This window comes from Microbacterium sp. NPDC090014 (genome assembly GCF_044748285.1).
In the GTDB taxonomy this organism is placed as follows: Bacteria; Actinomycetota; Actinomycetes; order Actinomycetales; family Microbacteriaceae; genus Microbacterium.
On record NZ_JBIVFS010000001.1, the window covers coordinates 2,540,201 to 2,566,105 of the forward strand.

Annotated in this window: 26 protein-coding genes; 14 read left to right on the forward strand and 12 right to left on the reverse strand. The window is 68.0% G+C overall.

Annotation, left to right across the window (positions count from 1 at the left end):
• The first annotated feature begins 1 nt into the window (after nt 1).
• From ACIPV5_RS12165 to ACIPV5_RS12175, 3 genes are all read left to right on the forward strand, one after another.
• Nucleotides 2–1,267 carry a sensor histidine kinase gene (locus tag ACIPV5_RS12165; protein ID WP_400341110.1) on the forward strand — a complete coding sequence of 422 codons (1,266 nt, stop codon included), beginning with the start codon at nt 2–4 and terminating at the stop codon, nt 1,265–1,267.
• Nucleotides 1,264–1,932, forward strand: coding sequence for a response regulator transcription factor (locus ACIPV5_RS12170; protein ID WP_053096436.1), 669 nt, complete (start codon nt 1,264–1,266; stop codon nt 1,930–1,932). The genes ACIPV5_RS12165 and ACIPV5_RS12170 overlap by 4 nt, the downstream gene beginning before the upstream one ends.
• A 110-nt stretch (nt 1,933–2,042) precedes the next feature.
• Entirely contained in the window at nt 2,043–3,359 is a 1,317-nt protein-coding gene (locus ACIPV5_RS12175; RefSeq protein WP_400341111.1) for an acyltransferase, read from the forward strand.
• Here ACIPV5_RS12175 and ACIPV5_RS12180 read toward each other — a convergent pair.
• The 3 genes from ACIPV5_RS12180 to ACIPV5_RS12190 are packed head-to-tail and all read right to left on the reverse strand — an operon-like array spanning nt 3,306 to nt 5,168.
• A complete protein-coding gene (locus ACIPV5_RS12180) occupies nt 3,306–3,857 on the reverse strand; it encodes an energy-coupling factor transporter transmembrane component T (protein ID WP_320488535.1) in 552 nt (183 codons plus the stop codon). The two genes, ACIPV5_RS12175 and ACIPV5_RS12180, sit on opposite strands and share 54 nt — an antisense overlap.
• Before the next feature lie 38 nt (nt 3,858–3,895).
• Nucleotides 3,896–4,588: an energy-coupling factor ABC transporter ATP-binding protein gene (locus ACIPV5_RS12185; RefSeq protein ID WP_400341112.1), complete on the reverse strand. Its 693-nt coding sequence runs from the start codon at nt 4,586–4,588 to the stop codon at nt 3,896–3,898.
• The gene (locus ACIPV5_RS12190; protein ID WP_400341113.1) at nt 4,578–5,168 is read right to left on the reverse strand and encodes a biotin transporter BioY; all 591 of its coding nucleotides are present in this window, start codon (nt 5,166–5,168) and stop codon (nt 4,578–4,580) included. The genes ACIPV5_RS12185 and ACIPV5_RS12190 overlap by 11 nt, the downstream gene beginning before the upstream one ends.
• A gap of 53 nt (nt 5,169–5,221) precedes the next feature.
• On the opposite strand from ACIPV5_RS12190, the gene ACIPV5_RS12195 reads away from it, so the two are divergent.
• The gene (locus tag ACIPV5_RS12195) at nt 5,222–5,836 is read left to right on the forward strand and encodes a TetR family transcriptional regulator (RefSeq protein ID WP_187249745.1); all 615 of its coding nucleotides are present in this window, start codon (nt 5,222–5,224) and stop codon (nt 5,834–5,836) included.
• Here ACIPV5_RS12195 and ACIPV5_RS12200 read toward each other — a convergent pair.
• The 7 genes from ACIPV5_RS12200 to sufB are packed head-to-tail and all read right to left on the reverse strand — an operon-like array spanning nt 5,784 to nt 12,381.
• On the reverse strand, nt 5,784–7,169 hold the full coding sequence (locus tag ACIPV5_RS12200) for an MFS transporter (protein ID WP_400341114.1): 1,386 nt from the start codon (nt 7,167–7,169) through the stop codon (nt 5,784–5,786). The two genes, ACIPV5_RS12195 and ACIPV5_RS12200, sit on opposite strands and share 53 nt — an antisense overlap.
• Nucleotides 7,166–8,320 (reverse strand): MalY/PatB family protein, encoded by a 1,155-nt coding sequence (locus tag ACIPV5_RS12205; RefSeq protein WP_072591383.1) that lies wholly within the window; start codon nt 8,318–8,320, stop codon nt 7,166–7,168. Before ACIPV5_RS12205 ends, ACIPV5_RS12200 begins: the two co-directional genes overlap by 4 nt.
• A 2-nt stretch (nt 8,321–8,322) precedes the next feature.
• Nucleotides 8,323–8,652 (reverse strand): metal-sulfur cluster assembly factor, encoded by a 330-nt coding sequence (locus ACIPV5_RS12210; RefSeq protein ID WP_053096448.1) that lies wholly within the window; start codon nt 8,650–8,652, stop codon nt 8,323–8,325.
• Between the two features lie 10 nt (nt 8,653–8,662).
• Nucleotides 8,663–9,433, reverse strand: a complete 771-nt coding sequence (gene sufC, locus ACIPV5_RS12215) for a Fe-S cluster assembly ATPase SufC (protein ID WP_053096451.1) — start codon at nt 9,431–9,433, stop codon at nt 8,663–8,665.
• The gene (locus tag ACIPV5_RS12220; RefSeq protein WP_053096453.1) at nt 9,434–9,760 is read right to left on the reverse strand and encodes a non-heme iron oxygenase ferredoxin subunit; all 327 of its coding nucleotides are present in this window, start codon (nt 9,758–9,760) and stop codon (nt 9,434–9,436) included. It abuts the gene before it with no gap.
• A complete protein-coding gene (sufD, locus tag ACIPV5_RS12225; RefSeq protein WP_053096455.1) occupies nt 9,757–10,962 on the reverse strand; it encodes a Fe-S cluster assembly protein SufD in 1,206 nt (401 codons plus the stop codon). The genes ACIPV5_RS12220 and sufD overlap by 4 nt, the downstream gene beginning before the upstream one ends.
• On the reverse strand, nt 10,963–12,381 hold the full coding sequence (gene sufB, locus ACIPV5_RS12230; RefSeq protein ID WP_400341115.1) for a Fe-S cluster assembly protein SufB: 1,419 nt from the start codon (nt 12,379–12,381) through the stop codon (nt 10,963–10,965). It lies immediately after the preceding gene.
• 232 nt (nt 12,382–12,613) lie between these two features.
• Here sufB and ACIPV5_RS12235 point away from each other — a divergent pair, with 232 nt between their 5' ends.
• Together ACIPV5_RS12235 and ACIPV5_RS12240 are read left to right on the forward strand one after the other, a co-directional pair.
• On the forward strand, nt 12,614–13,717 hold the full coding sequence (locus tag ACIPV5_RS12235; RefSeq protein WP_400341116.1) for a heme A synthase: 1,104 nt from the start codon (nt 12,614–12,616) through the stop codon (nt 13,715–13,717).
• Nucleotides 13,718–13,789: 72 nt separating this feature from the next.
• Nucleotides 13,790–14,233, forward strand: a complete 444-nt coding sequence (locus tag ACIPV5_RS12240) for a hypothetical protein (RefSeq protein WP_187249750.1) — start codon at nt 13,790–13,792, stop codon at nt 14,231–14,233.
• Here the strand turns inward: ACIPV5_RS12240 and ACIPV5_RS12245 are convergent.
• Nucleotides 14,179–15,084, reverse strand: a complete 906-nt coding sequence (locus ACIPV5_RS12245) for a heme o synthase (protein ID WP_053099149.1) — start codon at nt 15,082–15,084, stop codon at nt 14,179–14,181. The two genes, ACIPV5_RS12240 and ACIPV5_RS12245, sit on opposite strands and share 55 nt — an antisense overlap.
• 366 nt (nt 15,085–15,450) lie before the next feature.
• Here ACIPV5_RS12245 and tkt point away from each other — a divergent pair, with 366 nt between their 5' ends.
• The 6 genes from tkt to pgl are packed head-to-tail and all read left to right on the forward strand — an operon-like array spanning nt 15,451 to nt 23,550.
• Entirely contained in the window at nt 15,451–17,547 is a 2,097-nt protein-coding gene (tkt, locus tag ACIPV5_RS12250; protein ID WP_400341117.1) for a transketolase, read from the forward strand.
• Nucleotides 17,544–18,656: a transaldolase gene (gene tal, locus ACIPV5_RS12255; protein ID WP_400341118.1), complete on the forward strand. Its 1,113-nt coding sequence runs from the start codon at nt 17,544–17,546 to the stop codon at nt 18,654–18,656. Before tkt ends, tal begins: the two co-directional genes overlap by 4 nt.
• Complete coding sequence (locus tag ACIPV5_RS12260; RefSeq protein WP_295101028.1) at nt 18,653–20,260, forward strand: glucose-6-phosphate isomerase; 1,608 nt, start codon at nt 18,653–18,655, stop codon at nt 20,258–20,260. Before tal ends, ACIPV5_RS12260 begins: the two co-directional genes overlap by 4 nt.
• 22 nt (nt 20,261–20,282) lie before the next feature.
• Nucleotides 20,283–21,833 carry a glucose-6-phosphate dehydrogenase gene (gene zwf, locus ACIPV5_RS12265; RefSeq protein ID WP_053096466.1) on the forward strand — a complete coding sequence of 517 codons (1,551 nt, stop codon included), beginning with the start codon at nt 20,283–20,285 and terminating at the stop codon, nt 21,831–21,833.
• Entirely contained in the window at nt 21,830–22,765 is a 936-nt protein-coding gene (locus ACIPV5_RS12270) for a glucose-6-phosphate dehydrogenase assembly protein OpcA (RefSeq protein ID WP_053096468.1), read from the forward strand. The genes zwf and ACIPV5_RS12270 overlap by 4 nt, the downstream gene beginning before the upstream one ends.
• Complete coding sequence (pgl, locus tag ACIPV5_RS12275; protein ID WP_400341119.1) at nt 22,765–23,550, forward strand: 6-phosphogluconolactonase; 786 nt, start codon at nt 22,765–22,767, stop codon at nt 23,548–23,550. The genes ACIPV5_RS12270 and pgl overlap by 1 nt, the downstream gene beginning before the upstream one ends.
• Before the next feature lie 12 nt (nt 23,551–23,562).
• Here pgl and ACIPV5_RS12280 read toward each other — a convergent pair whose 3' ends face one another.
• The gene (locus ACIPV5_RS12280; protein ID WP_400341272.1) at nt 23,563–24,546 is read right to left on the reverse strand and encodes a DMT family transporter; all 984 of its coding nucleotides are present in this window, start codon (nt 24,544–24,546) and stop codon (nt 23,563–23,565) included.
• A 61-nt stretch (nt 24,547–24,607) separates the two neighbouring features.
• Between ACIPV5_RS12280 and def the strand changes: the two genes are divergently transcribed.
• Entirely contained in the window at nt 24,608–25,174 is a 567-nt protein-coding gene (def, locus tag ACIPV5_RS12285) for a peptide deformylase (protein WP_072591388.1), read from the forward strand.
• Nucleotides 25,175–25,296: 122 nt separating this feature from the next.
• Nucleotides 25,297–25,809, forward strand: coding sequence for a septum formation family protein (locus ACIPV5_RS12290; protein WP_233277329.1), 513 nt, complete (start codon nt 25,297–25,299; stop codon nt 25,807–25,809).
• Nucleotides 25,810–25,905 lie beyond the last annotated feature (96 nt).

Here is a 25,905-nt window from a genome sequence, read left to right on the forward strand (position 1 = left end):
CATGGCACGTCGCCTTCCCCGCACACCCCGCACACCGCGGACTCCCCGCATCAGCCGTCGAACGGCCGCGCTCGCCGCGCTCGCCGTGGCGAGCCTGGCGCTCTTCGCGGTGCTCGTGTCGCTGCAGACCGTGCTGTACGGCACCGCGTTGCCGCTGACGTTCATCCTCGGCGTCGCACTCTGCTCGGCACCGCTTCTCTCCCTGCGGTATCCGCGGTGGGCGATCGCGATGTTCTGCTCTGCGGCGTTCGCGCTCCCGCTGCTGGTCGTGCCCGATCAGGCGACCGAGGCGCCGTGGCCGTGGTCGGTGCCCGCGCTCGTCACCTTCGTCCTCTTCGTGGGCGTCGTGACCTTCGTCCACGGCGCGCGCCTGGGCGTCGTCCCGCTCGGCGTCGGCGCGCTGCTCTCCCTCACGGCCCCGCTGCTGCGCCCCGAGATCGTCGCCACTCCGGCGACGGCAGGCAGCGCCACGGCAGATCTCATCGTGACCACGTCTGTGGCCGCAGCCGTGTTCCTGGTCGCCATACTGGTCGCAGGACGCGTGAGGGTATCTGCCGAGCTCACGAAGGAACGGGAGCATTCAGCCCTCGAAGAGTCCCGCCGCGCGCTCGTCGAGGAGCGCACCCGTATCGCTCGCGAACTGCACGACGTCATCGCCCACAGCATGTCGGTCATCCAGGTGCAGGCGTCCACTGCTCGATACCGACTCCCCGAGATCGGCGACGCGGCGACGTCGGAGTTCGAGAGCATCGCGGCCACAGCGCGGGGATCGCTCACCGAGATGCGGCGGATGCTGGGCGTGCTGCGCACCGAGGACCAGGCGGCCGAGCTGGCGCCGCAGCAGAGCATCGACGACATCCCGGCCCTCGTCGACACGATCCGGCGCGCCGGCGTGACGGTGGGGCTCGAGATGACGGGCGCGTTCACCGACGCCCCGCAGGCCGTGCAGATCGCCGCCTTCCGCATCGCGCAGGAGGCGCTCAGCAACGCGGTACGGCACGCGTCCGGCGCCGCCGTCACGGTGCGCCTGCAGGCGGATCTCCAAGCCATCGGCATCCGCGTCCGCAACGGCCGCGCCACCACCCCACCGGCTCACCCCAGCGGAGGCTATGGACTTCGCGGCATGCGTGAGCGCGTCGAACTGCTCGGCGGGTCCTTCGCCGCCGGCCCCACCACCGACGGCGGGTGGGAGGTCATCGCCTCCCTCCCGCTGCACGAGCGTCCATCGAGCGAGACCACCGCTCCGATCACCCAGGAGAACCCGTGACGATCAGCGTCCTCATCGCCGACGACCAGGCGATGGTGCGCGCCGGATTCGCCGCTCTGCTCGATGCGCACGAGGGAATCCGTGTCGCGGGCCAGGCGGCCGACGGAGCCGAAGCCATCACCCTCGCTGCCCGCCTCGATCCGGACGTCATCCTGATGGACGTGCGGATGCCGCAGGTCGACGGCATCGAGGCCACTCGGCGCATCCTCGGACCCGCCTACCCTGCGGCTCATGTGCCGAGGATCCTCATGCTCACGACCTTCGACATCGACGACTACGTCTACGACGCGCTCGAGGCCGGCGCGAGCGGATTCCTGTTGAAGGACGCTCTTCCCGAGGAGCTCGTGCACGCCGTGCGCGTCGTCGCCGGCGGCGATGCCCTGCTCGCCCCCAGTGTGACGCGGCGCATGATCGAGCAGTTCGCCGGACGTCGGCCCCGCACCGCGAAGGCGGCGACCTCGCTCGCAGACCTGACCGATCGGGAGCGGGAGGTGCTGGTGCTCATCGGTCGCGGACGGTCGAACAGCGAGATCGCGTCCGACCTCTTCATCGCCGAGCAGACCGTGAAGACGCATGTCGGCAAGGTGCTCGCCAAGCTCCGACTCCGCGACCGCGTGCACGCCGTGATCCTCGCCTACGACACGGGTCTCGTCGAGCCCTCCTGAACCGCTGCTCCGGGTCACACCGCAGTAGGGGTGCGAACCAGCCCGGAGGGTGATCCCCCGACCGGCACCGCGTCCATACGCTTCTCGGACACCTATCCGAGGAGGACTCCATGGCCATCGTCGAAGCGCCGCCCCGCATCGCTCCCCGCCCCCCGCTGCCGGCCGGTCGTGATGCCGCGATCGACCTGCTGCGAGCGATCTGCGTCGCAGGAGTCGTGCTGCTTCACGCCATCATGGTGGGCGTCACGGTCGCCGACGGCAGCCCGGTCTTCGCGAACGCGAGCGAGGGCACCTCGTGGATCATCCCCATGAGCTGGGTCCTCCAGGTCATGCCGTTGTTCTTCATCATCGGAGGCTTCGCCGGTCACATCGCGTTCCGGCGGTCGCAGGCGCGCGGCGGCACCGCATCCGAGTTCATCGCAGCCCGCGTGCATCGCCTGCTCCGGCCCGCACTGTTCGCCATAGCCGTCGTCGGCGTCGCGCTCGCGGCTCTCCACGTCGCAGGTGTTCCCGCCGACATCATCGCCACCGCCGGCTTCCGCTACAGCCAGCCGCTGTGGTTCCTCGGAGTCTTCCTGGGCTGTCAGGCGCTCCTCCCGGCACTCTCGAGAGCCCACGCACGCAGGCCCCTGGTCACCGTCGCAGCCCTCGTGTGGGCATCGGTCTGCGTCGATGTGGCCCGGGCGAGCACCGGGGTCGAGGGACTGGGGTTTCTGAATCTCGCCTTCGTGTGGCTCGCACTCCAGCAGATCGGGTTCTTCCTCGCCGACGGCACGATCGACCGGCTGCCTCGAGCGACGCGGGCCCTAGTGGGAGCAGCGGCTCTGACCGCCCTCATCGCAGCGTTCGCGACCGGGATCTACTCCCCCGACCTCATCGCGAACATCAATCCCCCGACCGCCGCGCTGCTGCTCGTCGGCGTCGTGCACCTGAGCGCCGTCTCGCTTCTGCGCGATCGCATCGACGAGCTCAGCCACCGGCCGGTCCCCGCCGCGTTCTGCGCCTTCGTCAATCGCCGCACCATGACGATCTACCTGTGGCACATGCCGGTACTGCTCGCCATGGCGGGGATCTCGGCCGTCGCCTCACTCGTCAGCGGAATCGCGCTGCCGGATCCGAGTTCCGTCTCCTGGTGGGTGTCGCGTCCGATCTGGCTCGCCGTCGCCCTGACTCTGACAGCGGCGATCGCGACCTCCCTCACCCGCATCGAGACGCAGCCGTCGCCGCGATCCGCTGACAGGACGCACCGGGTCGTGATCGCCGCCGTCCTGGGCATCGCCTCCGTCGTCCTGCTCCTCGTCGCGGGGACGACCGTGCTCACTGCCTCGGTCGCCGCCGGCGGGATGCTGCTGTCCCTGCGCATCGCCCGCCGATCACACGAGACCGCGAGCGGCGAGAGCGTCGCCGACGTCGTCCGCGTGGCGTAGTGTCCTGACCATGAGCGGCACCGCGCCTCGCACGCCGCGACGGATGCCGCGTGCGAGGTGGGCCTCGGTGACCGCATGGGCGAAGCCTGCGACCACCGGAATCATCGTGAGGGTCAGTGAGATCGTCATCGCGACGGCATCCGCATCGATGCCCAGTCGGCGCAGCGGTCTCAGCATCCGATGCAGCACCGCGAGCAGATCGCCCATCCGGGTGGTGATCGTGAGAAGCGACGCCAGCAGCAGCAGTGATGCCACCCTGGCCGTGCTGACCCATGCCGTGAGCGGTGAGGCGAAGATCCACAGTGCGGCCCCGAGAACCAGTACGAGCCACCGCAGCCGCCACGCCTCGACGAGCAGGGTCGTCACCGGAAGGCCGGCGGCGAGATAGAGCAGGCAGACGACGAGAAGCGCGGCTGTGACGCTCCATCGATCGTGCGGATAGCCGGACGAGACGAGCGCGAGCACGGCGAAGACGGCGAGCTTGGGGCCCGCCGGCATCCGGTGGACGATACTCGCCCCCGGCCGATAGGACTGGATCACGCGGCCAGCTCGCGATACTCGGCGACCACGTCCGGCGGGGCGCCCGACGCGATGATCGAGCCCGCCTCGAAGAGGACCGCGTGGTCGCACCTCGCTGCGAGCTCGAGGTCGTGGGTGACGATGACGACCTGGGCGGGAAGCGCCAGCAGCAGATCCGCGATCCGTCGGGAGTTGCGCAGGTCCAGCAGGGTCGTCGGCTCGTCGGCGACGATCAGCTGCGGTTCGGTGATCAGGACAGACGCGAGAGCCAGCATCTGCTTCTGACCGCCGGACAGCGCCGACGCCGGCACGTCCGCCCGATCGGTCAAGCCGTGCTCGGCGAGTGCCGCGGCCACGCGTCTGTCGACGTCCGCACGAGAGGATCCGCGAAGCGACAGCGCGAGGTCCTCGGCAGGCGTAGGCATGAGGATCTGCGCCTGCGGATCGGTGAAGACGAAACCCACCCGCCGCCGCAGAGCCTTCACATCCCGACGAGAATCGAGACCGTGCACCGTGACACGCCCTGCATCCGGGAGCACGAGGCCGTTCAGCAGACGCGCGAAAGTGGACTTTCCTGAACCGTTCGCGCCGATGACCGCGATCCTCGCCGTCGTGAGCTCGATGCTCACATCGCGCAGGATCGGCTGCCCCTCCCGCTCGACGGTGACATCGTCGACCGAGATCGATCCGGTCGAGGTCTCAGACCGCACGGACGGATGCCGGAACGGATGGGGCACTCGTGCCGAAAGCTCGAGGGTACGCGCGCCGTAGCGCGAGGACCAGCGCTGTGGCCGCTGCCGCCTTGAGCAGATCGCCGGGGAGGAAGACGAGACTCGCCAGTGCGGTGGGTCCCAGGTCGAGCCCGAGTACGAGCGCGGTGACGGGCACCCCGCAGACGTACACGACCACGATGCCGCCGACGACGACCCCGAGGGCGATCCGCCACCAGCTGGGCCGACCGCTGCGCACGATCAGTCCGATGACGATGACGCCCAGGAGCCACCCGAGCAGGTAGCCGGCTGTCGGACCGACGAAGACGCCGAGACCGCCACGGCGACCGGCGAGGACGGGGAGCCCGACCGCTGCCAGCACCAACACGAGGAGCACCGAGAGCGGGGCCAACCGCGGGCCGAGTACAGCGCCGGCGAGCATCACCCCCAGGGTCTGCGCGGTGATGGGCACCCCGCCGGGGATCGGGATCGTCACCATTCCGAGGACGATGATGAGCGCGGCGAAGATCGCCACCCTCGCGAGTTCGCGACCGAGGTCGTCTGTGTGCCGAGCCATCATCCATCACCTTCCTGAACACCGTTCACTTGAACGGTGTTCACTATACTGACGGGATGGCCCCGGAGCACAACTCGACCCGTCACGACCGCGACGGCGTCGCGCGCGCTGCACTCGCGCTCCTCGACGAGGTCGGCCTCGCCGACCTCTCGATGCGGCGGATCGCAGGCAGGCTCGATGTGCAGCCGAGTGCTCTCTATTGGCACTTCTCGAGCAAGCAGGAGCTGCTGGCGGAGTTGGCCGATCGCATCACCGCGGGCATCCCGCGCGACGATGCGGACGTGTTGACCACCGCCCGCAGCATCCGCGACGCGCTCTTCACCTATCGCGACGGGGCCGAGCTCGTGCTCAGCACGTATGCCCTGCGTCTCGGCTCGTCGTATGCGCACACCGCACTGGAAGCCGCGCTGACGCGCCACGGCCTGTCGGACGCACCGGAGCGAGCAGCCGCACTCCTGCACTTCGTGCTCGGCCATGCGACTCTCGTTCAGCAGCGGATGCACGCCGACAGCCACGGAGCAGCGCTCGACGACCACACGATCGACGTCACAGCGGGACTCGACCGCGTCTTCGACCTCGGCGTGGCCGCGCTCGCCGGAGAGTCGTCCGGCGCGGGCCTCACCGCTCGCGCGACTCCGCATCCGTCAGCTCCGCGGCGTGCCCCAGCCTGAGTCCTGGCACGAACGCCAGGAGCACCAGACCGAGACAGAACGCGAAGACGACGCCGAAGGCGCTCGCACCACCGCCGAGGCTGGCGACGGCGAGACCCGCGAGAGCGATGACGACCGCGGCGCCCGTGGAGTCCGAGATCGACAGAGCTGACGAGTTGAAGCCCTGGTTGCCGGCATCCGAGTACGCGAGCGTGAGCACGGTGAGGCGGGGATAGAGCAGACCCATGCCGCCGCCGGCGAATGCCCATCCCACCACCACGAAGAGCGGCGAGAACCCCCAGAGCGCTGCGAGGAGCACGAAGACCAGCGCACAGACGAGCAGCGAGAGACTGACGACGGTGATCCTCGTGTTGCCGAGACGTTCACCGAACCTCCCCTGCAGCGCGGACGCCCCGGCCCAGGCGAAGGCGGCGAACATCAAGGCGATGCCCGCCCACGTCGCCGTGAATCCGAACCTCTCCATGAGCAGGTACGGGATGTACGCTTCCGCGGCGAAGAACGCGCCGGCGACGACGCCCCGCATGAGCACGACGCTCGGCAGGCCCCGGCCGGCGCGCAGAGTGCGTCGAGGGAGCAGCGGCAGCACGGCCACGGCGATGACGGCCACCGAGCCCAGTGCGACCGACCATCCGATCTGCGCGGTCATCTCGGCCGTGAAGCCGATCAGCACGGCGAACACCGCGACGACGACGGCGAGCATCAGACGAGTCACGAGAGCTCGACGGTCCTGTGGTTCGCCATGCCCGAGGTCGACGCCGCGCAACCGGATCGCGATCATGAGAAAGGCGGCCGTCGTCAGCACGGCCACCCCGAGGAATGCCCAACGCCAGTCGAGGTACTCGGCGACGGCACCCGCGAGGAACGGGCCGATCATCGACGGCACCACCCAGGCCGCGGCGAACGCCGCGAAGACCCTTCCGTGCAGGTGGGGCGGATACAGGCGGGCCACCACGACGTACAGGGCCACCGTCTGTCCGCCCGCACCGAGCCCCTGCACCAGGCGGCCGATGAGGAACTGATCCATCGTCACCGCGAACCCCGATAGCAGAAGGCCGGCGATGAACAGCGACACGGCGGCGTACAGCGCACCCCGGGGCCCGCGAGCGTCCGACCAGGCACCCGCTGCGACCATCCCGATCACGCTCGTCGCCAGTGTCCCCGCGAAGGCCACCGCATACAGCGCCTGGCCGTCGAGCGCCTCGCTGACGATCGGCATGACGGTCGTCACCGCCAGAGCCTCGATCGCCGCCAGGAAGATCAACGCGACCGCGCCGGCGGTGACCCAGAGGCGTTCCCGGTCCCAGATCGACGATGTCGCGCGATCGACCGTCATCGATCCACGAGCGTCGCGATGCGCTCGATGGCCTCGGTGATGATCTCCGGACTCGTCCCGAAGTTCAACCGCACGAATCCCCTGCCCTGCTCGCCGAAGGCGGGGCCGAAGTGCAGGGCCACCTTCGCCTCCTTGAGGATCCGACGCGCGGGGTTGTCGCCCCATCCGAGAGCCGAGAGATCGATCCAGGCGAGGTAGCCGGCATCGGGCATCCGGTAGCGGGCACCGGGGAGCTTCGATGCGAGCAGGTCCTCGAGGAGTACGCGGTTCGCGTCGAGTGTCGCGAGCAGCCCGTCCAGCCACTCATCGCTCTCCTCCGAGAAGGCGGCGACAGCCGCAAGCAGACCGAACTGACCGGTGCGCCACTCGACCTCGATCGGCAACCCGCGCACGACCGCGCTCGTCGAATCGGAAGCGGTCACCATGAGGGCGCACTTGAGGCCGGCCAGATTGAAGGCCTTGCTCGCGCTGACGACCGCATACCCCACGCGCTCGGCGGCCTCGCCCGTGTCGAGGAACGGCGTGAAGCCGGTTCCCGGCTGGGCGAGCGGTGCGTGGATCTCGTCGGAAACCACCGCCGCGCCGAACTCGTCGGCGATCTCGGCCAGCGCCGCGAGCGCGTCGCGACTGTGGACGGTGCCCGTCGGGTTGTGCGGATTGCAGAGCAGGATCGCGGTCGCGCCGTCCTCGAACGCTGCACGGACGCCGTCGAGATCGAGTTCCCACCCCATCCCCGTGTCGATGAGAGGCACCCGTTCCACCTCGGCGCCGGCCTCGGACACCAGGTCGAAGAACGGCGGGTACACGGGAGGGGTGACGACCACGCGCTCTCCCGGCTGCGTCACGCGGCGGAGAATCTCGACGATGCCCATGCTCACATCGGCCGTGGTGCGCATCCGCGTCGGATCCGCCTCCCAGCCGAAGCGACGGCGTGCGAACGCCGCGTAGGTGTCGGGCAATGGTGTCCGCGAGGCGATGTACCCCGTGTCTCCGAGCTCGACGGCGCGACGCAACGCGTTCGAGACCTCCGGTGCGAGCGGGAAATCGGTCTCCGCGACGAAGAGCGGAAGCACGTCGGCGGGATACTCCCGCCACTTCTCGCTGCTACGTCGTCTGAGCTCCGCCAGAGGCAGAGCCGTGACTTCGAGCATTCTCAGATCGCGAAGCCGAGGGCGCGCATCATGTCGCGCCCGTCGTCTGTGATCTTCTCCGGACCCCACGGCGGCATCCACACCCAGTTGATGCGGAAGCGGTCGACGACGTTGTCCAGAGCCTGCGCGGTCTGGTCCTCGAGCACGTCCGTCAGGGGGCAGCCGGCGCTGGTCAGCGTCATGTGGATGACGAGAGCATCGTTCTCGTCATCCCAGGCGAGGTCGTAGATGAGGCCGAGGTCGACGACATTGATCCCGAGTTCCGGGTCCATGACGTCTTTGAGCGCCTCGGTGACCTCGTCGTACTTCGCGTCCGTGAGGGTGGCTGTCATGCGAATCAGCCTACGCCTCGATGGGGGCTGCGGGGTCGAGGAAACGGTCGTATCCCTCTTCCTCGAGCCGGTCTGCGAGCTCCGGGCCGCCCTCTTCGACGATCTTGCCCGCGACGACCACATGCACGAAGTCCGGACGGATGTAGCGGAGGATGCGGGTGTAGTGCGTGATCAGCAGCACGCCGAGGCCGGTCGACTCCTTGGCGCGATTGACGCCTTCCGAGACGATCTTCAGCGCGTCGACGTCGAGGCCCGAGTCGGTCTCGTCGAGAATCGCGAACTGCGGCTTGAGGACCTCGAGCTGCAGGATCTCGTGACGCTTCTTCTCGCCACCGGAGAAGCCTTCGTTGACGTTGCGCTGAGCGAACTTCGGGTCCATGCGGAGGTTCGCCATGGCCGCCTTGACGTCCTTGGTCCAGCCGCGGATCGCCGGAGCTTCGCCGTCGAGTGCCGTCTTGGCGGTGCGGAGGAAGTTCGTCACCGTCACGCCGGGGATCTCGACCGGGTACTGCATCGCGAGGAACAGGCCGGCGCGCGCGCGCTCGTCGACGCTCATCGCGAGCACATCCTGGCCGTCGAAGGTGATCGAGCCGGAGGTCACGGTGTACTTCGGGTGACCGGCGATCGTGTACGCGAGCGTCGACTTGCCCGAGCCGTTGGGGCCCATGATCGCGTGCGTCTCACCGGTGTTCATGGTGAGGGTGATTCCGTTGAGGATCGGGGTGGTACCCGCCTCGGTCTCGACCGTCACGTGCAGGTCGCGGATTTCGAGAACAGACATTCAGACTTCCTTCGTCACAGTCGGGTCGATGAGCACGTCGTCGCCGTCGATCTCGACGACGTAGACCGGAACGGGCTCATAAGCAGGGAGGTTCTGGGGCTTGCCGGTGAGCAGCGAGAACGCGGAGCCGTGGGCCCAGCACTCCACCGTGTCACCTTCGACGAAGCCTTCGGCGAGAGAGATGTCGCCATGCGTGCAGGTGTCCCCGATGGCGTGGATCACGCCTTCGGAGTCCTTGATCACGGTGATCGGGACGCCGTTCGGCTCGACGCGGATCGGCATGTCCTGCTCGAGTTCCGCGACGCCGCACACGCGCTCGGCGCTCATGCGTTCACCTCGGCGAGCTCCGTCTCGATCGCGTCGAGCAGCTCGGTCTCCAGTGCCGGGATTCCCAGGCGCTGAACGATGTCGGTGAGGAATCCGAGCACGACGAGTCGGCGCGCTTCCTCTTCGCTGATGCCGCGGGCCTGCAGGTAGAACAGCTGCTCGTCATCGAAGCGCCCCGTGGCGCTGGCGTGGCCGGCGCCGAGGATGTCCCCGGTCTCGATCTCGAGGTTCGGGATCGAGTCGGCGCGTGCACCCTCGGTGAGCACCAGGTTGCGGTTCGCCTCGTAGGAGTCGGTGCCCGTCGCGTCGGCGCCGATGAGCACGTCGCCGATCCAGACGCTGTGCGCTCCCTGCCCCTGGAGCGCACCCTTGTAGAGCACGTCGCCCTTGGTGTGCGGGCCCTTGTGGTGCAGGTAGACCTGGCTCTCGAGGTGCTGCCCGGCATCGGCGTAGGACAGTCCGTAGAGGTAGCCCTCGGATCCGGCGCCGGCGAGCTCGACGCTCGGGTTCACGCGCACGACTCCGCCGCCGAAGCTGATCACGAAGTGCTTGAGCGTGGCATCCGCATCGACCCTGGCCTGATGCGCAGAGGTGTGCACGGCCTCGTCCTGCCACTGCTGCAGGCTGATGACAGTGAGCTTCGCGCCATCGCGGACGATGATCTCGACGTTCTGCGAGTACTGCGCGGCTCCGGTGTGCTGGAGCACGACGGTGGCCGAGCTGTGCTCGAGGGCCTCGATCACGATGTGGGCATCGGCGCGCAGTTCGGCGCCGAGGCCCTCGATCGAGACGAGGATCGGCTCAGCGACCTCTTCTTCGCGCGGGATGCGGATGTGCAGCGCTTCGGACGAGCCCTGCCAGGCGACGGCCGCCGTGATGTCCTCGGCCAGGAAGACCTCTCCGCGCGGGGCATCACCCGCGGCGAGCGGTGCCGCCACGTACTTCTCGCCGTCACCGAACGAGTAGCGCACGCCCTCGGTCAGACCTGCCACCTCGAAGAGGGCGGAGAGCTTGGCCACCGGAGTGTGCTTCCAGTTGACCTCGCGGCCGGTCGGCGAACCGAAGTCGGCGGGTTCGAAGGAGTGCGGACGCTCCGAGCGGGTCTGCACCGGGACGAATCCGGCATCCGAGACCTGAGCTGCGGGGTCGATGTGCGCGTTCGTGTGCTGCGCCTCGCTGGGCGCTGTCGTCGAGGCCGCCATTTAGCCGACCGATCCTTCCATGCCCATTTCGATGAGCTTGTTCAATTCCATCGCGTACTCCATGGGCAGTTCGCGCGCGATCGGCTCGATGAAGCCGCGCACGATCATCGCCATCGCCTCGTCCTCGGGCATGCCGCGGGACTGCAGGTAGAAGAGCTGCTCCTCGCTGACCTTCGAGACGGTGGCCTCGTGGCCCAGCTGCACGTCGTCGACCCGGATGTCGATGGCCGGGTACGTGTCGGAGCGCGATTTCGTGTCCACCAGCAGCGCGTCGCAGCGCACGGTGTTCGCGGAGTGGTGCGCGTTCGCGTCCACCCTCACCTCGCCGCGGTATCCCGCACGTCCGCCGCCACGGGCGATCGACTTGGAGACGATCGACGACTGCGTGTACGGAGCCATGTGGATCATCTTCGCGCCGGCATCCTGGTGCTGGCCGGGACCCGCGAAGGCGACCGAGAGGGTCTCGCCCTTGGCGTGCTCGCCCATCAGGTAGATCGACGGGTACTTCATCGTCACCTTGGAGCCGATGTTGCCGTCGACCCACTCCATCGTCGCGCCCTCATGGGCGACGGCTCGCTTGGTGACGAGGTTGTAGACGTTGTTCGACCAGTTCTGGATCGTCGTGTACCGAACGCGGGCGTTCTTCTTCACGATGATCTCGACGACGGCCGAGTGCAGCGAGTCCGACTTGTAGATCGGAGCGGTGCAGCCCTCGATGTAGTGGACGTAGCTGTCCTCGTCGGCGATGATCAGGGTCCGCTCGAACTGGCCCATGTTCTCGGTGTTGATGCGGAAGTACGCCTGCAGCGGGATCTCGACGTGCACGCCCTTGGGGACGTAGACGAACGAACCTCCCGACCACACGGCCGTGTTGAGCGCGGCGAACTTGTTGTCGCCGGCCGGGATCACGGTGCCGAAGTACTCCTCGAAGAACTCGGGGTGCTCGCGGAGCGCGGTGTCGGTGTCCATGAAGATGACGCCCTGCTCCTCCAGATCCTCGCGGATCTGGTGGTAGACGACCTCGGACTCGTACTGCGCTGCGACGCCGGCGACGAGGCGCTGACGCTCGGCCTCGGGGATGCCGAGGCGCTCGTACGTCTCGCGGATCTCAGCCGGGAGCTCCTCCCAGGACTGGGCCTGCTTCTCGGTCGAGCGCACGAAGTACTTGATGTTGTCGAAGTCGATCTCGCTGAGGTCTGCACCCCAGGTCGGCATCGGCTTGCGACCGAAGAGCTGATAGCCCTTGAGTCGGGTCTTCAGCATCCATTCGGGCTCGTGCTTGAGCGCCGAGATCCCGCGGACCACCTCTTCGGAGATACCGCGCTTGGCGATGGCTCCGGCGGCATCTTCGTCATGCCACCCGAATTCGTACACCCCCAGGCCGTCAAGCTCCGGGCGGTCGATCAGCACATCCGACATCACACACTCTCCTCACAGGTCCCAAACGGTGTCATCCGCCCCGACACACCTGATCCCCGTCGAGTCTGCGGGAGCGGGTGCCGTTGGTGGGCCCTCATCACCGGCGCATCCATCGCGCCTAAACTGTTAGCGATGCTTCAGCGCGGTCAGCGCTCATCACAACAATCCGATTCTACAGGTTCCGCCTGAAGACAGGGCCGCTCGCCGTGTCCGGCGCGGTTCGGAGAGACTTATGCCCGAGACGACGATCTCCTCCCCCACGAACGCGGCAGCGTCGACGCATGCGATCCTCTGGGGACGAGCGCTTCGCGTCTTCGCCTGGCTCTCATTCCTCGCGCAGACCATCATCATCGGCACCGGCGGTGCCGTGCGGCTGACCGGATCAGGCCTCGGATGCTCCGAGTGGCCGCTCTGCACGCCGGAGTCGCTCGTCCCGATCTATGCCGATCAGGGAATCCACGGCATCATCGAGTTCGGCAACCGCGTCATGACGGGTGTGGTCGGCGTCATCGCCCTCGCCGTCCTGCTGCTCATGCTGGCGCGCACCGGGGGGAAGGCCACGGTGTTCTCGGCCCTCCGCTTCGCCGCCGCCGGAATCCTGGCGGCCGGGGTCGTGTTCTTCGTCTTCACGCTCGTCGACCTCCCCGCCACGCCCTTCGCGATGGCGGCTCTGCTCGTGACGGTCATCGCCGCCACGGTCAGATCGGTCAGGGTGACGACCGAAAGGCGGGATCTCGTCATCCTCGCCTGGGTCGTGCTGATCGGCGTCGTCGCGCAGGCTCTTGTGGGCGGCATCACGGTGCTCACGGGACTGAACCCCTTCATCGTCGGATTCCACTACGTGTCCTCCCTCCTCCTTGTGTGCGTGACCGCGGCCTTCCTGGTCAGGCTCTACGCCGCGCCCGGACCGCGTGAGCGCGCGGTGCCGACCTGGTTCGCGGCACTGAGCCACGTCACCGGTCTCGCCCTCGCCGTGACGATCCTGTTCGGCGTGCTGACCACCGGTTCCGGGCCGCACTCCGGCGACGCGGCCGTCGAGCGCCAGGGATTCGACGCCACGGTGCTCGCCCACGTGCACTCCTGGCCGGGATACATCCTCGCCGCGCTCGTCGTCACCTTGACGATCGCCGCGTGGGTCCTGCACCTACGACCGCGCAGATGGCTGCTCGTGCTCGTGCTGGCGATCCTGGTGCAGGTCGGCGTGGGCGTGTGGCAGGCGCGCGAAGGCCTCCCGCCGGTGCTCGTGGGCATCCACATGGTGCTCGCCTCGCTGTCGGCGGCTGCGTACACCGTGGTGGTGCTGAACCTGAAGAAGCCGGCCGCTGCGGAGGCTTGACCCCGGCTGCGCACAGGGGATGCACAGCCCGGGCATCAGCGGCTCATCAGTTCGTCGTGCACCGTTGCGGACATGAACAAGTCATTGACACGCAGCATCGGCTTCTGGCTCCTCCTCGTGCTCTCGCTCGCTTCAGCGGGAGTGGGCGGGTGGCTGATCGCCGGCCAGGTCGGCACCATGACGAGCACTCTGCTCGACGGCACGGCGACCGGCATCGAGGTCTACGTGGGGCAGTCGCTCGTCGTCGTCGGAGCCGCGCTTCTGGGCGCCGGCGTCATCGGCGTGCTGATCGCCGTCGGTCTGAGTGCGGTGCAGGCGCTCCTGCCTTCTCCTGCACCCGCAGTCGTCGGGCCGATCGATGGGACGAACGAATCAGCTGAGGCCGACGAGGTCGACACCATCGACTCCGAGATCCCCGCGACAGCGGCGGACGACGAGCTGGTCGGCGGCGCCGAGCAGGATCAGAACGGCAGCAGCGGGTCGACCGCGACGGCCACGAAGATCAGCGTCAGATAAGTGATCGAGGCGTGGAAGACTCGCATCGGCCGCGCCTCGTTGCCTCGCACCGCCTGGTTGTACAGGCGGTGCGACTCATAGATGAACCAGCCGCCGAACACCGCGGCGGAGACGCCGTAGACGAGGCCCATGTTCGCGATCGGGATCAGCAGCAGCGAGCAGGCGACGGTCGCCCAGGCATAGAGGATGACCTGGAGGCCGACCTGTGAGGCGTTGCGGGTGACACCGAGCATGGGCACGTCGACGTCGTCGTAGTCGTCCTTGTACTTCATCGACAGCGGCCAGTAATGCGGCGGCGTCCAGAGGAAGATGAGCGCGAACAGGATGAACGCGGGCCAGTCGAGCGAGCCGGTGACGGCAGCCCAGCCGATGAGCACCGGGAAGCACCCGGCGATGCCGCCCCAGATGATGTTCTGCTCGGTGCGTCGCTTGAGGATCATCGTGTAGATGACGACGTAGAAGAAGATGGCGGATGCCGACAGCGTGGCCGCCAGCCAGTTCGTGGTGAACCACAGCCATACGGTCGAGACGACGGCGAGCGTCCAGGAGAAGATCAGCGCGCCTCGCGGGCTGATCTCGCCGGTCACCAGCGGACGGTTCTCCGTGCGATGCATGTGGGCATCGATGTCGCGGTCGAGGTACATGTTGAACGCCGCGGCCGAGCCGGCGCTCAGCGAGCCGCCGATCACGGTGGCCAGCACCAGCCACATGTCGGGGAGACCGCCCTGAGCGAGGAACATCACCGGGACGGTCGACACCAGCAGCAGTTCGAGGACGCGCGGCTTGGTGAGGGCGACGTACGCCTTCACGGTGCGACCGATGGACTTCTTCACAACGGTCTGATCAGACATCGTCGAGATCTCGATCGCCTCCTCCACACGCGTCACGACAGCGTTTCCCAGTCTAGGGCACGCCGGGCGCAGGGCTCGCCCGCCCCGATGATCGGCGTTCCACCGACCCTCGCATCCGGGCTCCCGGGACGCGACGGGATCGCGTTCCAGGACTCCTGATCCGCAGTTCCACCGCTCATCGGAAGCCTCGACGAAGGCATGGAATTACTGGACGGGCGGAGCGTTGTAAAGGGGGGTAACGAGTCGAACCTCGGCGCTATGCTGAAATGACTCGCGCGTCCGGCGCACATCACAAACCCCTCCGTATCGTTGCGGACTGCGATCGTGCAATCCGGCGCTCTCGAACAGTTGCAGAAGGGCTTCACAGTGTCGGAATTGCAGTGGGATGAGATCGACCGACGCGCGGTGGACACCGCGCGTCTTCTGGCTGCGGATGCCGTGGAGAAGGTCGGCAACGGCCACCCCGGCACCGCGATGAGCCTGGCTCCGGCCGCGTATCTCCTCTATCAGCGGGTGCTTCGTCACGACCCGACCGACACCGACTGGCTGGGTCGTGACCGTTTCATCCTCTCGGTCGGACACTCCTCTCTCACCCAGTACGTGCAGCTCTACCTCGGCGGCTTCGGCCTCGAGCTCGACGACCTCAAGGCGCTGCGCACGTGGGGTTCCCTCACCCCGGGCCACCCCGAATACGGTCACACCAAGGGCGTCGAGATCACCACCGGCCCGCTGGGACAGGGACTCGCTTCCGCCGTCGGCTTCGCCTACGCCGCCCGCTACGAGCGCGGCCTGTTCGACCCCGAGGCAGAGGCGGGCACCAGCCCGTTCGATCACTTCGTCTACGTGATCGCCGGTGACGGCGACCTCCAGGAAGGCGTCACCAGCGAGGCCTCCTCGCTCGCGGGCCACCAGGAGCTCGGCAACCTCATCGCGATCTACGACTCCAACCAGATCTCGATCGAGGACGACACGAACGTCGCCTTCACCGAAGACGTCGCCAAGCGCTACGAGGCCTACGGCTGGCAGGTCCAGGTCGTCGACTGGAAGAAGACCGGCGAGTACGTCGAGGACGTCGCCGAGCTCAACGCGGCCATCGAGGCCGCGAAGGGCGAGACCTCGAAGCCGTCGCTCATCATCCTGAAGACGATCATCGGCTGGCCCTCGCCCGGCAAGCAGAACTCCGGCAAGATCCACGGCTCCGCGCTCGGCGGCGACGAGCTCGCCGCAACGAAGAAGGTCCTGGGCTTCGACCCCGAAGAGCACTTCGCCATCGCCGACGACGTCATCGCCCACACCCGCGCACTCGCGGATCGCGCCGCGGAGACCCGCGCCGAGTGGCAGAAGTCGTTCGACGCGTGGGCGGCGGCCAACCCTGAGCGCAAGGCGCTGCTCGACCGCCTCGAGGCGAAGGAGCTGCCGGCCGACATCACCTCGGCGCTCCCCGTCTTCGAAGGCGGCAAGGACGTCTCGACGCGTGCGGCCTCCGGTCAGGTCATCAACGCCCTCGCCGCCGAGCTTCCCGAGCTCTGGGGCGGATCGGCCGACCTCGCCGAGTCGAACCTCACCACGATCAAGGACTCGAAGTCCTTCATCCCCGCCGAGTGGTCGACCCACGAGTGGTCGGGCGACCTCTACGGCCGCGTGCTGCACTTCGGCATCCGCGAGCACGCCATGGGCGCCATCGTCAACGGCATCGTGCTGCACGGCCCGACGCGCGCCTTCGGCGGCACCTTCCTCATCTTCAGCGACTACATGCGCCCGCCGGTGCGTCTGGCCGCGCTGATGAACGTCCCCAGCATCTTCGTCTGGACCCACGACTCCGTCGCACTCGGAGAGGACGGCCCGACGCACCAGCCCGTCGAGCAGATCGCGACGCTCCGCGCCATCCCGAACTTCACCCTGGTGCGTCCGGCTGACGCCAACGAGACCTCGGCCGCCTGGCTCGAGATCCTCCGACGCCACGAGGGCCCCACCGGCATCGCGCTGACCCGTCAGAACATCCCGGTGTTCGAGCGCGGCCAGGGTGCAGCCGACGGCGACCTCTTCGCCTCGACAGACGGTGTCTCGAAGGGTGCATATGTGCTCGCCGAGGCGCCGAACGGCACCCCCGACGTGATCATCATCGCGACCGGGTCCGAGGTCCAGCTGGCGGTCGACGCCCGGGCGGCCCTGGCCGAAGAGGGCGTCAACGTCCGCGTCGTGTCGGCTCCCTCGCTCGAGTGGTTCGACGAGCAGGACGAGGCGTACCGCGAGTCGGTCCTGCCGAAGGCCGTCACCGCCCGCGTCTCGGTCGAGGCCGGCTCCGTCCTCAGCTGGCGCGGCATCGTGGGCGACCGCGGCCGTTCGGTCGGCATCGACCACTTCGGCGCCTCCGCCGACTACAAGACCCTGTTCCAGAAGTTCGGCATCACCACCGAGGCCGTCATCGCGGCCGCACGCGAGACCATCAAGGAGAACGCATGAGCACCCCCACCGCAGACCTCGCAGCAGCCGGTGTCAGCATCTGGCTCGACGACCTGTCCCGCACCCGCATCTCGTCCGGCAACCTCGCCGAGCTGATCGAGTCGCGCAACGTGGTCGGTGTGACCACCAACCCGACGATCTTCGCGAACGCGATCACCGACAAGAACAACACCTCGTACGACGCTCAGGTCACCGAACTCGCAGCGTCGGGCGCCACGGCGGAAGAGGCCGTGTTCGCCGCGACCACGCAGGACGTCGCCGCCGCTCTCGACGTCTTCCGCCCCGTGTGGGAGAGGTCGGGTCACGTCGACGGCCGCGTCTCCATCGAGGTCTCCCCCGACCTCGCGCATGACACCGAGGGCACCGTCGCACAGGCCAAGCAGCTGTGGGCCAAGGTCGACCGTCCGAACCTGCTCGTGAAGATCCCCGCGACGAAGGCGGGCCTGCCTGCCATCACCGAGGCGATCGCATCGGGCATCAGCGTCAACGTCACCCTGATCTTCAGCCTCGAGCGCTACGCCGAGGTCATCGACGCCTACCTCACCGGTCTCGAGCGCGCGCACAGCGCCGACTTCGATCTGTCGAGCATCCACTCCGTGGCCTCGTTCTTCGTGTCGCGCGTCGACACCGAGACCGACAAGCGACTCTCGGCGATCGGCACCGACGAGGCCGAAGCGCTCAAGAGCAAGGCGGGCCTCGCGAACGCGCGTCTCGCCTATGAGCTTTACGAGCAGAAGTTCGCCGAGAAGCGTGCGCAGGACCTCATCAAGCTGGGCGCCAACCCGCAGCGTCCGCTGTGGGCGTCGACCGGCGTCAAGGACCCGGCCCTGCCCGACACGCTCTACGTCACCGAGCTCGTGGCGAAGGACGTCGTCAACACGATGCCGGAGAAGACGCTCGAGGCCACCTTCGACCACGGCGTCGTCACCGGTGACACGATCACGGGCGGCTACGACGAGGCTCGCGCCGTGTTCGCCGGTCTCGCCGACCTCGGCATCGACTTCACCGACGTCACCCAGGTGCTCGAGGACGAGGGCGTCGCCAAGTTCATCGACTCCTGGCACGATCTGCTGACGCAGGTGGCTGAGGGCCTCGAGGCGCGGCGATGACGTTTGCGATCCACGCCTCGGGCGCGGCTCGGGTCGCGATCGACGAGACGGTTCCCGCTCTCGTCCACGACCTGGTCGCCTCGCGGGTGACCGGCGGTGACGCAGCCCTGTGGGGTCCCGCCGCCGAGTCCGAGGCGTCGATCCGCCTGGGCTGGGTCGAGGCGGTATCCGTCTCGCGCCCCCTCGTCGCTGAGATCGTCGCCCTCCGCGCCGATCTGCACGCGAAGGGTGTGAATCGGGTGGTGCTCGCCGGCATGGGCGGGTCATCGCTCGCCCCCGAGGTGATCGCCCAGACCGCCGGTGTCCCGCTGACGATTCTCGACTCGACAGCGCCGAGCCAGGTGCTCGCCGCGCTCGACGAGGGCCTGGAGAACACCGTGCTGGTCGTCTCCTCGAAGTCCGGCTCCACCGTCGAGACCGACTCGCAGCGTCGCACTTTCGAGGCCGCGTTCCGCGACGTGGGCATCGACCCGCTCGAGCGCATCATCGTCGTGACCGACCCGGGCTCGCCGCTCGACGTCTCCGCTCGTGAAGCCGGCTACCGCGTGTTCAACGCCGACCCGCACGTCGGCGGACGGTACTCGGCCCTCACCGCCTTCGGCCTCGTACCGTCGGGGCTCGCCGGCGCTGACATCGCCGAGCTCCTCGACGAGGCCGAGGCCTCGCTCCTCGAGGTCGCCATCGACTCGGCCGACAACCCGGCACTCCGGCTGGCTGCGGCGATCTCCGCCACCACGCCGCGACGCGACAAGCTCGGTCTCATCACCGACGGCACGCACATCAACGGGCTCCCCGACTGGATCGAGCAGCTCATCGCGGAGTCCACCGGCAAGGACGGCACCGGCATCCTGCCCGTCGTCCTGCTGCCCGTGTCGCCGGAGCTCGACTCCCGCCCCGCCGATCTCCAGATCGTGCGGCTCGTCGACGACGCGAACGAGTTCCACCTGCGCGAACGTCACGAGGGCGAGATCCTCGTCAGCGGCTCGCTGGGTGCGCAGCTCATCGTCTGGGAGTACGCGACCGCCATCGCCGGGTATCTGCTCGGCATCAACCCGTTCGACCAGCCCGACGTCGAGTCGGCGAAGGTCGCGGCCCGTGGACTGCTGGATGCACGTCCCGCTCCGACGGCACCGGCGTTCGTCGAGAACGGCGTCGAGGTCCGCGTCTCCGACCCCGCTCTCGCGGCGTCGGGAACCGTCGAGGGCGTGCTCGACGCGCTGTGGGCTGCACTGCCGGAAGACGGCTACGTGTCGATCCAGGCATACGTCAACAGGCTCGACGTCCCGCAGCTGCAGGGTCTCCGCGAGCTCGTCGCCGCCGACTCCGGTCGGCCGACGACGTTCGGATGGGGACCCCGATTCCTGCACTCCACCGGCCAGTATCACAAGGGCGGGCCGGCGCAGGGCGTGTTCCTGCAGATCCTGGAGCGCACGGATGTCGACCTCGAGATCCCCGAGCGCCCGTTCACGTTCGGACAGCTCATCGAGGCACAGGCCGCCGGCGATGCCGGTGTCCTCGCCGAGCACGGCCGTCCGGTCGTCTCCCTGACGATCACCGATTCGTCGGCCGACGTCCTCACCCTCTTCGAAGCCGCACAGAAGTAACAGCCAGGAGAATCCCCCACCGATGTCTGTTCCCATCTCGCGCGGGCACAACCCGCTGCGTGACCCCGATGATCGCCGCCTCAACCGGATCGCCGGGCCCAGCGCCCTCGTGATCTTCGGTGTGACCGGAGATCTGTCACGCAAGAAGCTCATGCCCGCCGTCTACGATCTCGCCAACCGCGGACTCCTGCCTCCCGGATTCGCTCTCGTGGGCTTCGCCCGTCGAGACTGGGAGGACCAGGACTTCGCCCAGGTCGTGTACGACGCCGTGAAGCAGCATGCACGCACTCCCTTCCGCGAAGAGACGTGGGCGCAGCTGCTGCAGGGCATCCGCTTCGTCTCGGGCGAGTTCGACAACCCCGAGTCCTTCCGCAAGCTGCGCGACACGGTCGATCAGCTCGACGTCGAACGCGGCACGATGGGCAACCACGCGTTCTACCTGTCGATCCCGCCGAAGGATTTCCCCCTCGTCGCGAAGCAGCTCAAGGACTCCGGCCTCGTCGGAGCGAATGACGACGACGATGAGCGCTGGCGACGTGTCGTGATCGAGAAGCCGTTCGGCCACGACCTCGAGTCGGCGCGCGAACTCAATGCCGCCCTCGAGGTGGCGTTCTCCGCCGACTCGATCTTCCGCATCGACCACTACCTCGGCAAGGAGACGGTCCAGAACATCCTGGCCCTGCGCTTCGCGAACGAGCTGTACGAACCGATCTGGAACCGCAACTACGTCGACCACGTGCAGATCACGATGGCCGAGGACATCGGCGTCGGTGGCCGTGCGGGCTACTACGACGGCGTCGGCGCGGCGCGCGATGTCATCCAGAACCACCTGCTGCAGCTGCTCGCGCTCACCGCCATGGAAGAGCCGATCAGCCTGTCCGCCGAGCACCTGCGTGCCGAGAAGGAGAAGGTTCTCGCTGCGGTCCACGTGCCGGAGGATCTCTCGCTCGCGACCGCCCGCGGGCAGTACGCGGGAGGCTGGCAGGGTGGCGAGCAGGTGACCGGATTCCTCGACGAGGACGGGATGAACCCCGAGTCCGCGACCGAGACCTATGCCGCGATCAAGCTGGAGATCGACACCCGACGCTGGTCCGGCGTCCCGTTCTACCTTCGCACCGGGAAGCGTCTGGGGCGTCGTGTGACCGAGGTCGCCGTCGTGTTCAAGAAGGCACCGGAGCACCTCTTCGGCCGCTCGAACACGGCAGAGCTCGGCCAGAATGCGCTCGTCATCCGCGTCCAGCCCGATGAGGGCGTCACGATCCGCTTCGGATCGAAGGTGCCCGGAAACGGCACCAACGTGCGCGATGTCACCATGGACTTCGGTTACGGCCACGCGTTCACCGAGGCGAGCCCCGAGGCGTACGAACGTCTGATCCTCGACGTGCTCCTGGGCGACCCGCCGCTGTTCCCGCGCCATGAGGAGGTCGAGCTCTCCTGGAAGATCCTCGACCCGGTGGAGAAGTACTGGGCAGCCGAGGGCGGCCCGGTCGACCAGTACGCACCCGGTTCGTGGGGTCCGGCATCCGCCGACGACCTCCTTGCCCGTGATGGACGAGTGTGGAGACGCCCATGATCATCGACCTTCCCGACACGACCGTCAGCCAGGTCGCCAAGCAGCTCGTCAAGGTGCGCGAAGAGGGCGGCGCCGTCGCACTCGGCCGTGTGCTCACGCTGATCATCTCTGCACGCAACGGCGTCGCAGAGGCAGCGATCGACGCGGCAAACGACGCGTCCCGCGAGCACCCCATGCGTGTCATCGTTCTCACCACGGGTGAGGGCGAGTCGCGTCTCGACGCTCAGATCCGGGTCGGCGGTGACGCCGGCGCCTCCGAGGTCGTCGTCCTCCGGGCCTACGGCGACGCCGCCAGCAACGAGGAGAGCCTGGTCACAGGTCTGCTCCTGCCCGACGCCCCCGTCGTCGCCTGGTGGCCCGAAGAGGCGCCGACATCGCCGGCCTCGTCTCCCCTCGGCAAGATCGCGCAGCGCCGCATCACGGATGCCGCGACCGCACCCGATGTTCGCGACCGCCTGGGACTGCTCGGCGAGACCCACGCGCCCGGCGACACCGACCTCGCGTGGACCCGTCTCACGCACTGGCGCGAGCAGCTCGCCGCCGTGCTCGATCAGCCGCCGTTCGAAGAGGTCACCGCTGTCGAGGTGCGCGGTGGATCGGCCTCGCCGTCGACCGCGCTGCTCGCCGCATGGCTGCAGATGGCCCTCGACGTCCCGGTGACCTGGTCGTACGAAGACCCCGAGCACTGGCAGGAGGGCATCAAGTCGGTGCGGCTGCACCGCTCGTCGGGCGACATCCTGCTCGAGCGCCCCACGCCCGGCGTGGCCGTGCTCACGCAGCCCGACCAGCCCGACCACGACCTGCACCTGCCGCGCCGCACGCTGCGGGAGTGCCTCGCCGAGGAGCTGCGTCGCCTCGACCCCGACGTCCTGTACGGTCGAGTGATCACCGAGGGCTGGGAGAAACTGGGTCCGCCCCAGACAGGAGAATGATGTCGACGAAGACAGCGCCCGCAGAGAAGCGGGTCGTGGTCGAAGCCACGCCCGCAGCACTTGCCGCGAGCGTGGCCGACAGATTCCTGACGCGCCTTCGTGCGCGCACGCGCAACGGCCGTATCGCCCACATCGCTCTCACCGGCGGTTCGATGGGCGGTGCGGTTCTGCGTGCGACGCGCGACGACCCCAGGTCGGCTCAGATCGACTGGTCGCTCGTGCACTTCTGGTGGGGCGATGAGCGGTTCGTCGCCCGCGACGACGCCGATCGCAATGCGGTGCAGTCGCGTGAGGCCCTGCTCGACCACATTCCCGTCCCCGCCGAGAACATCCACGAGGTCGCTGCTGCGAACGAGGGGCTGACCCTCGACGAGGCCGCTTCGGCGTACGCGGCGGATCTCGCGCGCTACGGGACCGACGAGCACCCGTGGCCGTCGTTCGCGGTCTGCTTCCTCGGCGTGGGGCCCGACGGCCACATCGCCTCACTCTTCCCCGATCGCCCCGAGGTCACCGTGACGGACGCCGCCGCGCTGCCGGTTCGCGACTCTCCCAAGCCTCCGCCGGAGCGTGTCACGCTGACGCGCCCGGTGCTCAATGCGTCGAAGCGTGTCTGGCTGGTCCTCACCGGCGCGGACAAGGCATCGGCGCTCGGACTCGCCCTCGCGGGCGCGAGCTACACCAACGTTCCGGCCGCGGGCGCCAAGGGCCGCAAGCGCACCGTCTTCTTCGTCGACGAGGCCGCTGCGTCAGAGGTCTCGCCCGACCTCATCGACCCGGCGTACTGAAGCCGAGAGAACTCAGGCCTCGGGGTCTTTTGTCGCGTCGTCACTGCCGCGCGTGATCCCGAGGTCCTGGCTGTCGCTCAGCACCTGCGGGTGATACCGCGCGAGGTTGACGACGCCCCAGATCGCGATGGCACCGGCCACGGCGAAGATCACGAGGACCCACGGCGGTGACGCCGCGGCCTCTCCGAGCACGACCATGCCGATGAGCACGGCGACCATGGGGTCGACGACCGTCAGTCCGGCGATGACGAGATCCGGCGGCCCCGAGCTGTAGGCGGACTGGACGAAGTACGCTCCGACGGCGCCGGCCGCGATCAGCGCGATGACGCACACGAGGGTGATCCACTCGAAGTTGCCGGCGCTGATCCGGCTGATGACGGCTTTGGCGAGAGTGGCGACGAAACCGTAGAGGATGCCGGCGCCGATGACGTAGAACAGAGCGCGCATGCGGTGGCGGAGCACCAGCCAGCAGGCGCCGAGCACGATGATGACGACCAGCAGGATCGCCAGGATCGTGAAGAGCTCGGTGTCGGTGATCTCCTTCTCCGTGGCGTAGATCGCCGCGAAGAAGACGAACAGGAAGATGCCGCCCACACAGCAGACGATCGCGATGATCGACTTCCTGGTCGGCGAATGACCCGAGATCCGTGCGTTGAGCAGCGTGGTGATGACAAGCGCGATGGCGCCGAGCGGCTGCACGACCATCAGCGGCGCTTGAGAGAGCGCCGCGAGCTGACACACGATCGCCAGGCCGAGCATCAGCGTTCCGGCTATCCAGGAGGGCCGGGTGAGCAGGCCCTTCATCTGGCTCATGCTCAGACCGTTGGCTCCGTCGGATCCGCTGAGCCGCTCCACCTTCTCGACGCCACGATGCTGATACTGCGCGCCGAGAGACATGAAGACGGCACCCGCAAGCGCGAGGGGGATGCCGAGGAGCAGTTTCGGGTTCTGGAAGACACCGACCAGCTGCTCGGTGACGTCTTCCGCCCCAGTCATCCATACGGAGATGCTCACCCTTCGACCCTACCCGGCGATGTGCGCCGAGTAGGGTTATGGCGTGGCTGTTCTTCCTATTCGCATCATGGGCGACCCCGTCCTGCACTCCCCCGCTTCCGTCGTCGAGGAGATCTCCGACGACATCCGCACGCTCGTCGCCGACATGTTCGAGACGATGGACAGGGCCCCGGGCGTCGGTCTCGCCGCACCCCAGGTCGGCGTGCCGCTGCGCATCTACACGTACGCGTACGTCGATGATGACGAGCAGCCGTGGCGTGGCGTGATCATCAACCCGGAGCTCTGGATGGTGCCGCTGGAGCCCGGCGAGCCGGACGACGAGCTGGAGTCCGAAGGCTGCCTCTCGTTCCCGGGTGAGCGATTCCCGCTACGGCGCTCGGAGCGGGTGCGGGTCTCAGGCGTCGATCTCGACGGGGCGCCTGTGGAGATCGCGGTCGACGGCTGGCGCGCCCGCATCATGCAGCACGAGTTCGACCACCTCGACGGCATCCTCTACATCGACCGCCTCTCGGACGGCGACTGGAAGACCGTCCAGAAGATCGCGAAGAAGCGCGGGTGGGGCAAGCCCGGCGCGAGCTGGGTCCCCGGCATCGACGATCTGGAAGCCTGACCTTCCCTCCCAGCCCGCTCACAGTCTTCTCGGAGTTGCATCACAGACTCCGGCCCGGATACCGTGCTTGAGGTGGTATTTCAATATGCCACTCACCAAGAGGCTCTGGAGGGGACGAAATGATGAAGATGCGCACGCGACGCGCACTGGCGCTGGCAGGTTCTGCTGTGGCGCTGTCGGTCGCACTGACCGGCTGCAGCGCGCTGAACGGCATCCTGGGGGGCGGTTCGGGCGACGCCGACCGCGACGAGGACACCGGACAGGTGACCGAGAGCTCGAACATCGACATCTTCTCGCTGAAGCTCGGCGACTGCAAGATGGCGAGTGCAAGCGGTCTCATCGAGGACGCCGACGTCGTCCCGTGCGACCAGCCGCACGATGAAGAGGTCTACTACGAGATCACGATGGACGACGGCGAGTTCTCCGAGGAGAACATCGACGCCGCGTCGCAGGAGTGCATCGGCGACGCCTACACGAGCTTCGTCGGTGTCGCCTTCGAGGCCTCGGTGCTCGAGGTCTACCCGATCACGCCGACCCAGCAGACCTGGGACGAGCTGAACGACCGCGTCGTGCAGTGCGTGATCTCCGACCCCGCCGGCCAGACCACCGGGTCACTCAAGGGCGCAGCGCGCTGATCTCGCTCTGATCACCGAACGAGGCTCCGTCATCCGACGGGGCCTCGTTCGCGTATCCAGAGGTCACCATCGAATGACCTCGAAGAGACAGTAGCG

Excerpts from the sequence above, each read along its gene's own strand:
- ACIPV5_RS12165 (WP_400341110.1), top strand. The coding sequence starts at position 2 with ATGGCACGTCGCCTTCCCCGCACACCCCGCACACCGCGGACTCCCCGC.
- ACIPV5_RS12175 (WP_400341111.1), top strand. The coding sequence starts at position 2,043 with ATGGCCATCGTCGAAGCGCCGCCCCGCATCGCTCCCCGCCCCCCGCTG.
- ACIPV5_RS12180 (WP_320488535.1), bottom strand. The coding sequence starts at position 3,857 with ATGCCGGCGGGCCCCAAGCTCGCCGTCTTCGCCGTGCTCGCGCTCGTC.
- ACIPV5_RS12190 (WP_400341113.1), bottom strand. The coding sequence starts at position 5,168 with ATGATGGCTCGGCACACAGACGACCTCGGTCGCGAACTCGCGAGGGTG.
- ACIPV5_RS12195 (WP_187249745.1), top strand. The coding sequence starts at position 5,222 with ATGGCCCCGGAGCACAACTCGACCCGTCACGACCGCGACGGCGTCGCG.
- ACIPV5_RS12200 (WP_400341114.1), bottom strand. The coding sequence starts at position 7,169 with ATGACGGTCGATCGCGCGACATCGTCGATCTGGGACCGGGAACGCCTC.
- ACIPV5_RS12205 (WP_072591383.1), bottom strand. The coding sequence starts at position 8,320 with ATGCTCGAAGTCACGGCTCTGCCTCTGGCGGAGCTCAGACGACGTAGC.
- ACIPV5_RS12210 (WP_053096448.1), bottom strand. The coding sequence starts at position 8,652 with ATGACAGCCACCCTCACGGACGCGAAGTACGACGAGGTCACCGAGGCG.
- sufC (WP_053096451.1), bottom strand. The coding sequence starts at position 9,433 with ATGTCTGTTCTCGAAATCCGCGACCTGCACGTGACGGTCGAGACCGAG.
- ACIPV5_RS12220 (WP_053096453.1), bottom strand. The coding sequence starts at position 9,760 with ATGAGCGCCGAGCGCGTGTGCGGCGTCGCGGAACTCGAGCAGGACATG.
- sufD (WP_053096455.1), bottom strand. The coding sequence starts at position 10,962 with ATGGCGGCCTCGACGACAGCGCCCAGCGAGGCGCAGCACACGAACGCG.
- sufB (WP_400341115.1), bottom strand. The coding sequence starts at position 12,381 with ATGTCGGATGTGCTGATCGACCGCCCGGAGCTTGACGGCCTGGGGGTG.
- ACIPV5_RS12235 (WP_400341116.1), top strand. The coding sequence starts at position 12,614 with ATGCCCGAGACGACGATCTCCTCCCCCACGAACGCGGCAGCGTCGACG.
- ACIPV5_RS12240 (WP_187249750.1), top strand. The coding sequence starts at position 13,790 with ATGAACAAGTCATTGACACGCAGCATCGGCTTCTGGCTCCTCCTCGTG.
- ACIPV5_RS12245 (WP_053099149.1), bottom strand. The coding sequence starts at position 15,084 with ATGTCTGATCAGACCGTTGTGAAGAAGTCCATCGGTCGCACCGTGAAG.
- tal (WP_400341118.1), top strand. The coding sequence starts at position 17,544 with ATGAGCACCCCCACCGCAGACCTCGCAGCAGCCGGTGTCAGCATCTGG.
- ACIPV5_RS12260 (WP_295101028.1), top strand. The coding sequence starts at position 18,653 with ATGACGTTTGCGATCCACGCCTCGGGCGCGGCTCGGGTCGCGATCGAC.
- zwf (WP_053096466.1), top strand. The coding sequence starts at position 20,283 with ATGTCTGTTCCCATCTCGCGCGGGCACAACCCGCTGCGTGACCCCGAT.
- ACIPV5_RS12270 (WP_053096468.1), top strand. The coding sequence starts at position 21,830 with ATGATCATCGACCTTCCCGACACGACCGTCAGCCAGGTCGCCAAGCAG.
- pgl (WP_400341119.1), top strand. The coding sequence starts at position 22,765 with ATGTCGACGAAGACAGCGCCCGCAGAGAAGCGGGTCGTGGTCGAAGCC.
- ACIPV5_RS12280 (WP_400341272.1), bottom strand. The coding sequence starts at position 24,546 with ATGACTGGGGCGGAAGACGTCACCGAGCAGCTGGTCGGTGTCTTCCAG.
- ACIPV5_RS12290 (WP_233277329.1), top strand. The coding sequence starts at position 25,297 with ATGAAGATGCGCACGCGACGCGCACTGGCGCTGGCAGGTTCTGCTGTG.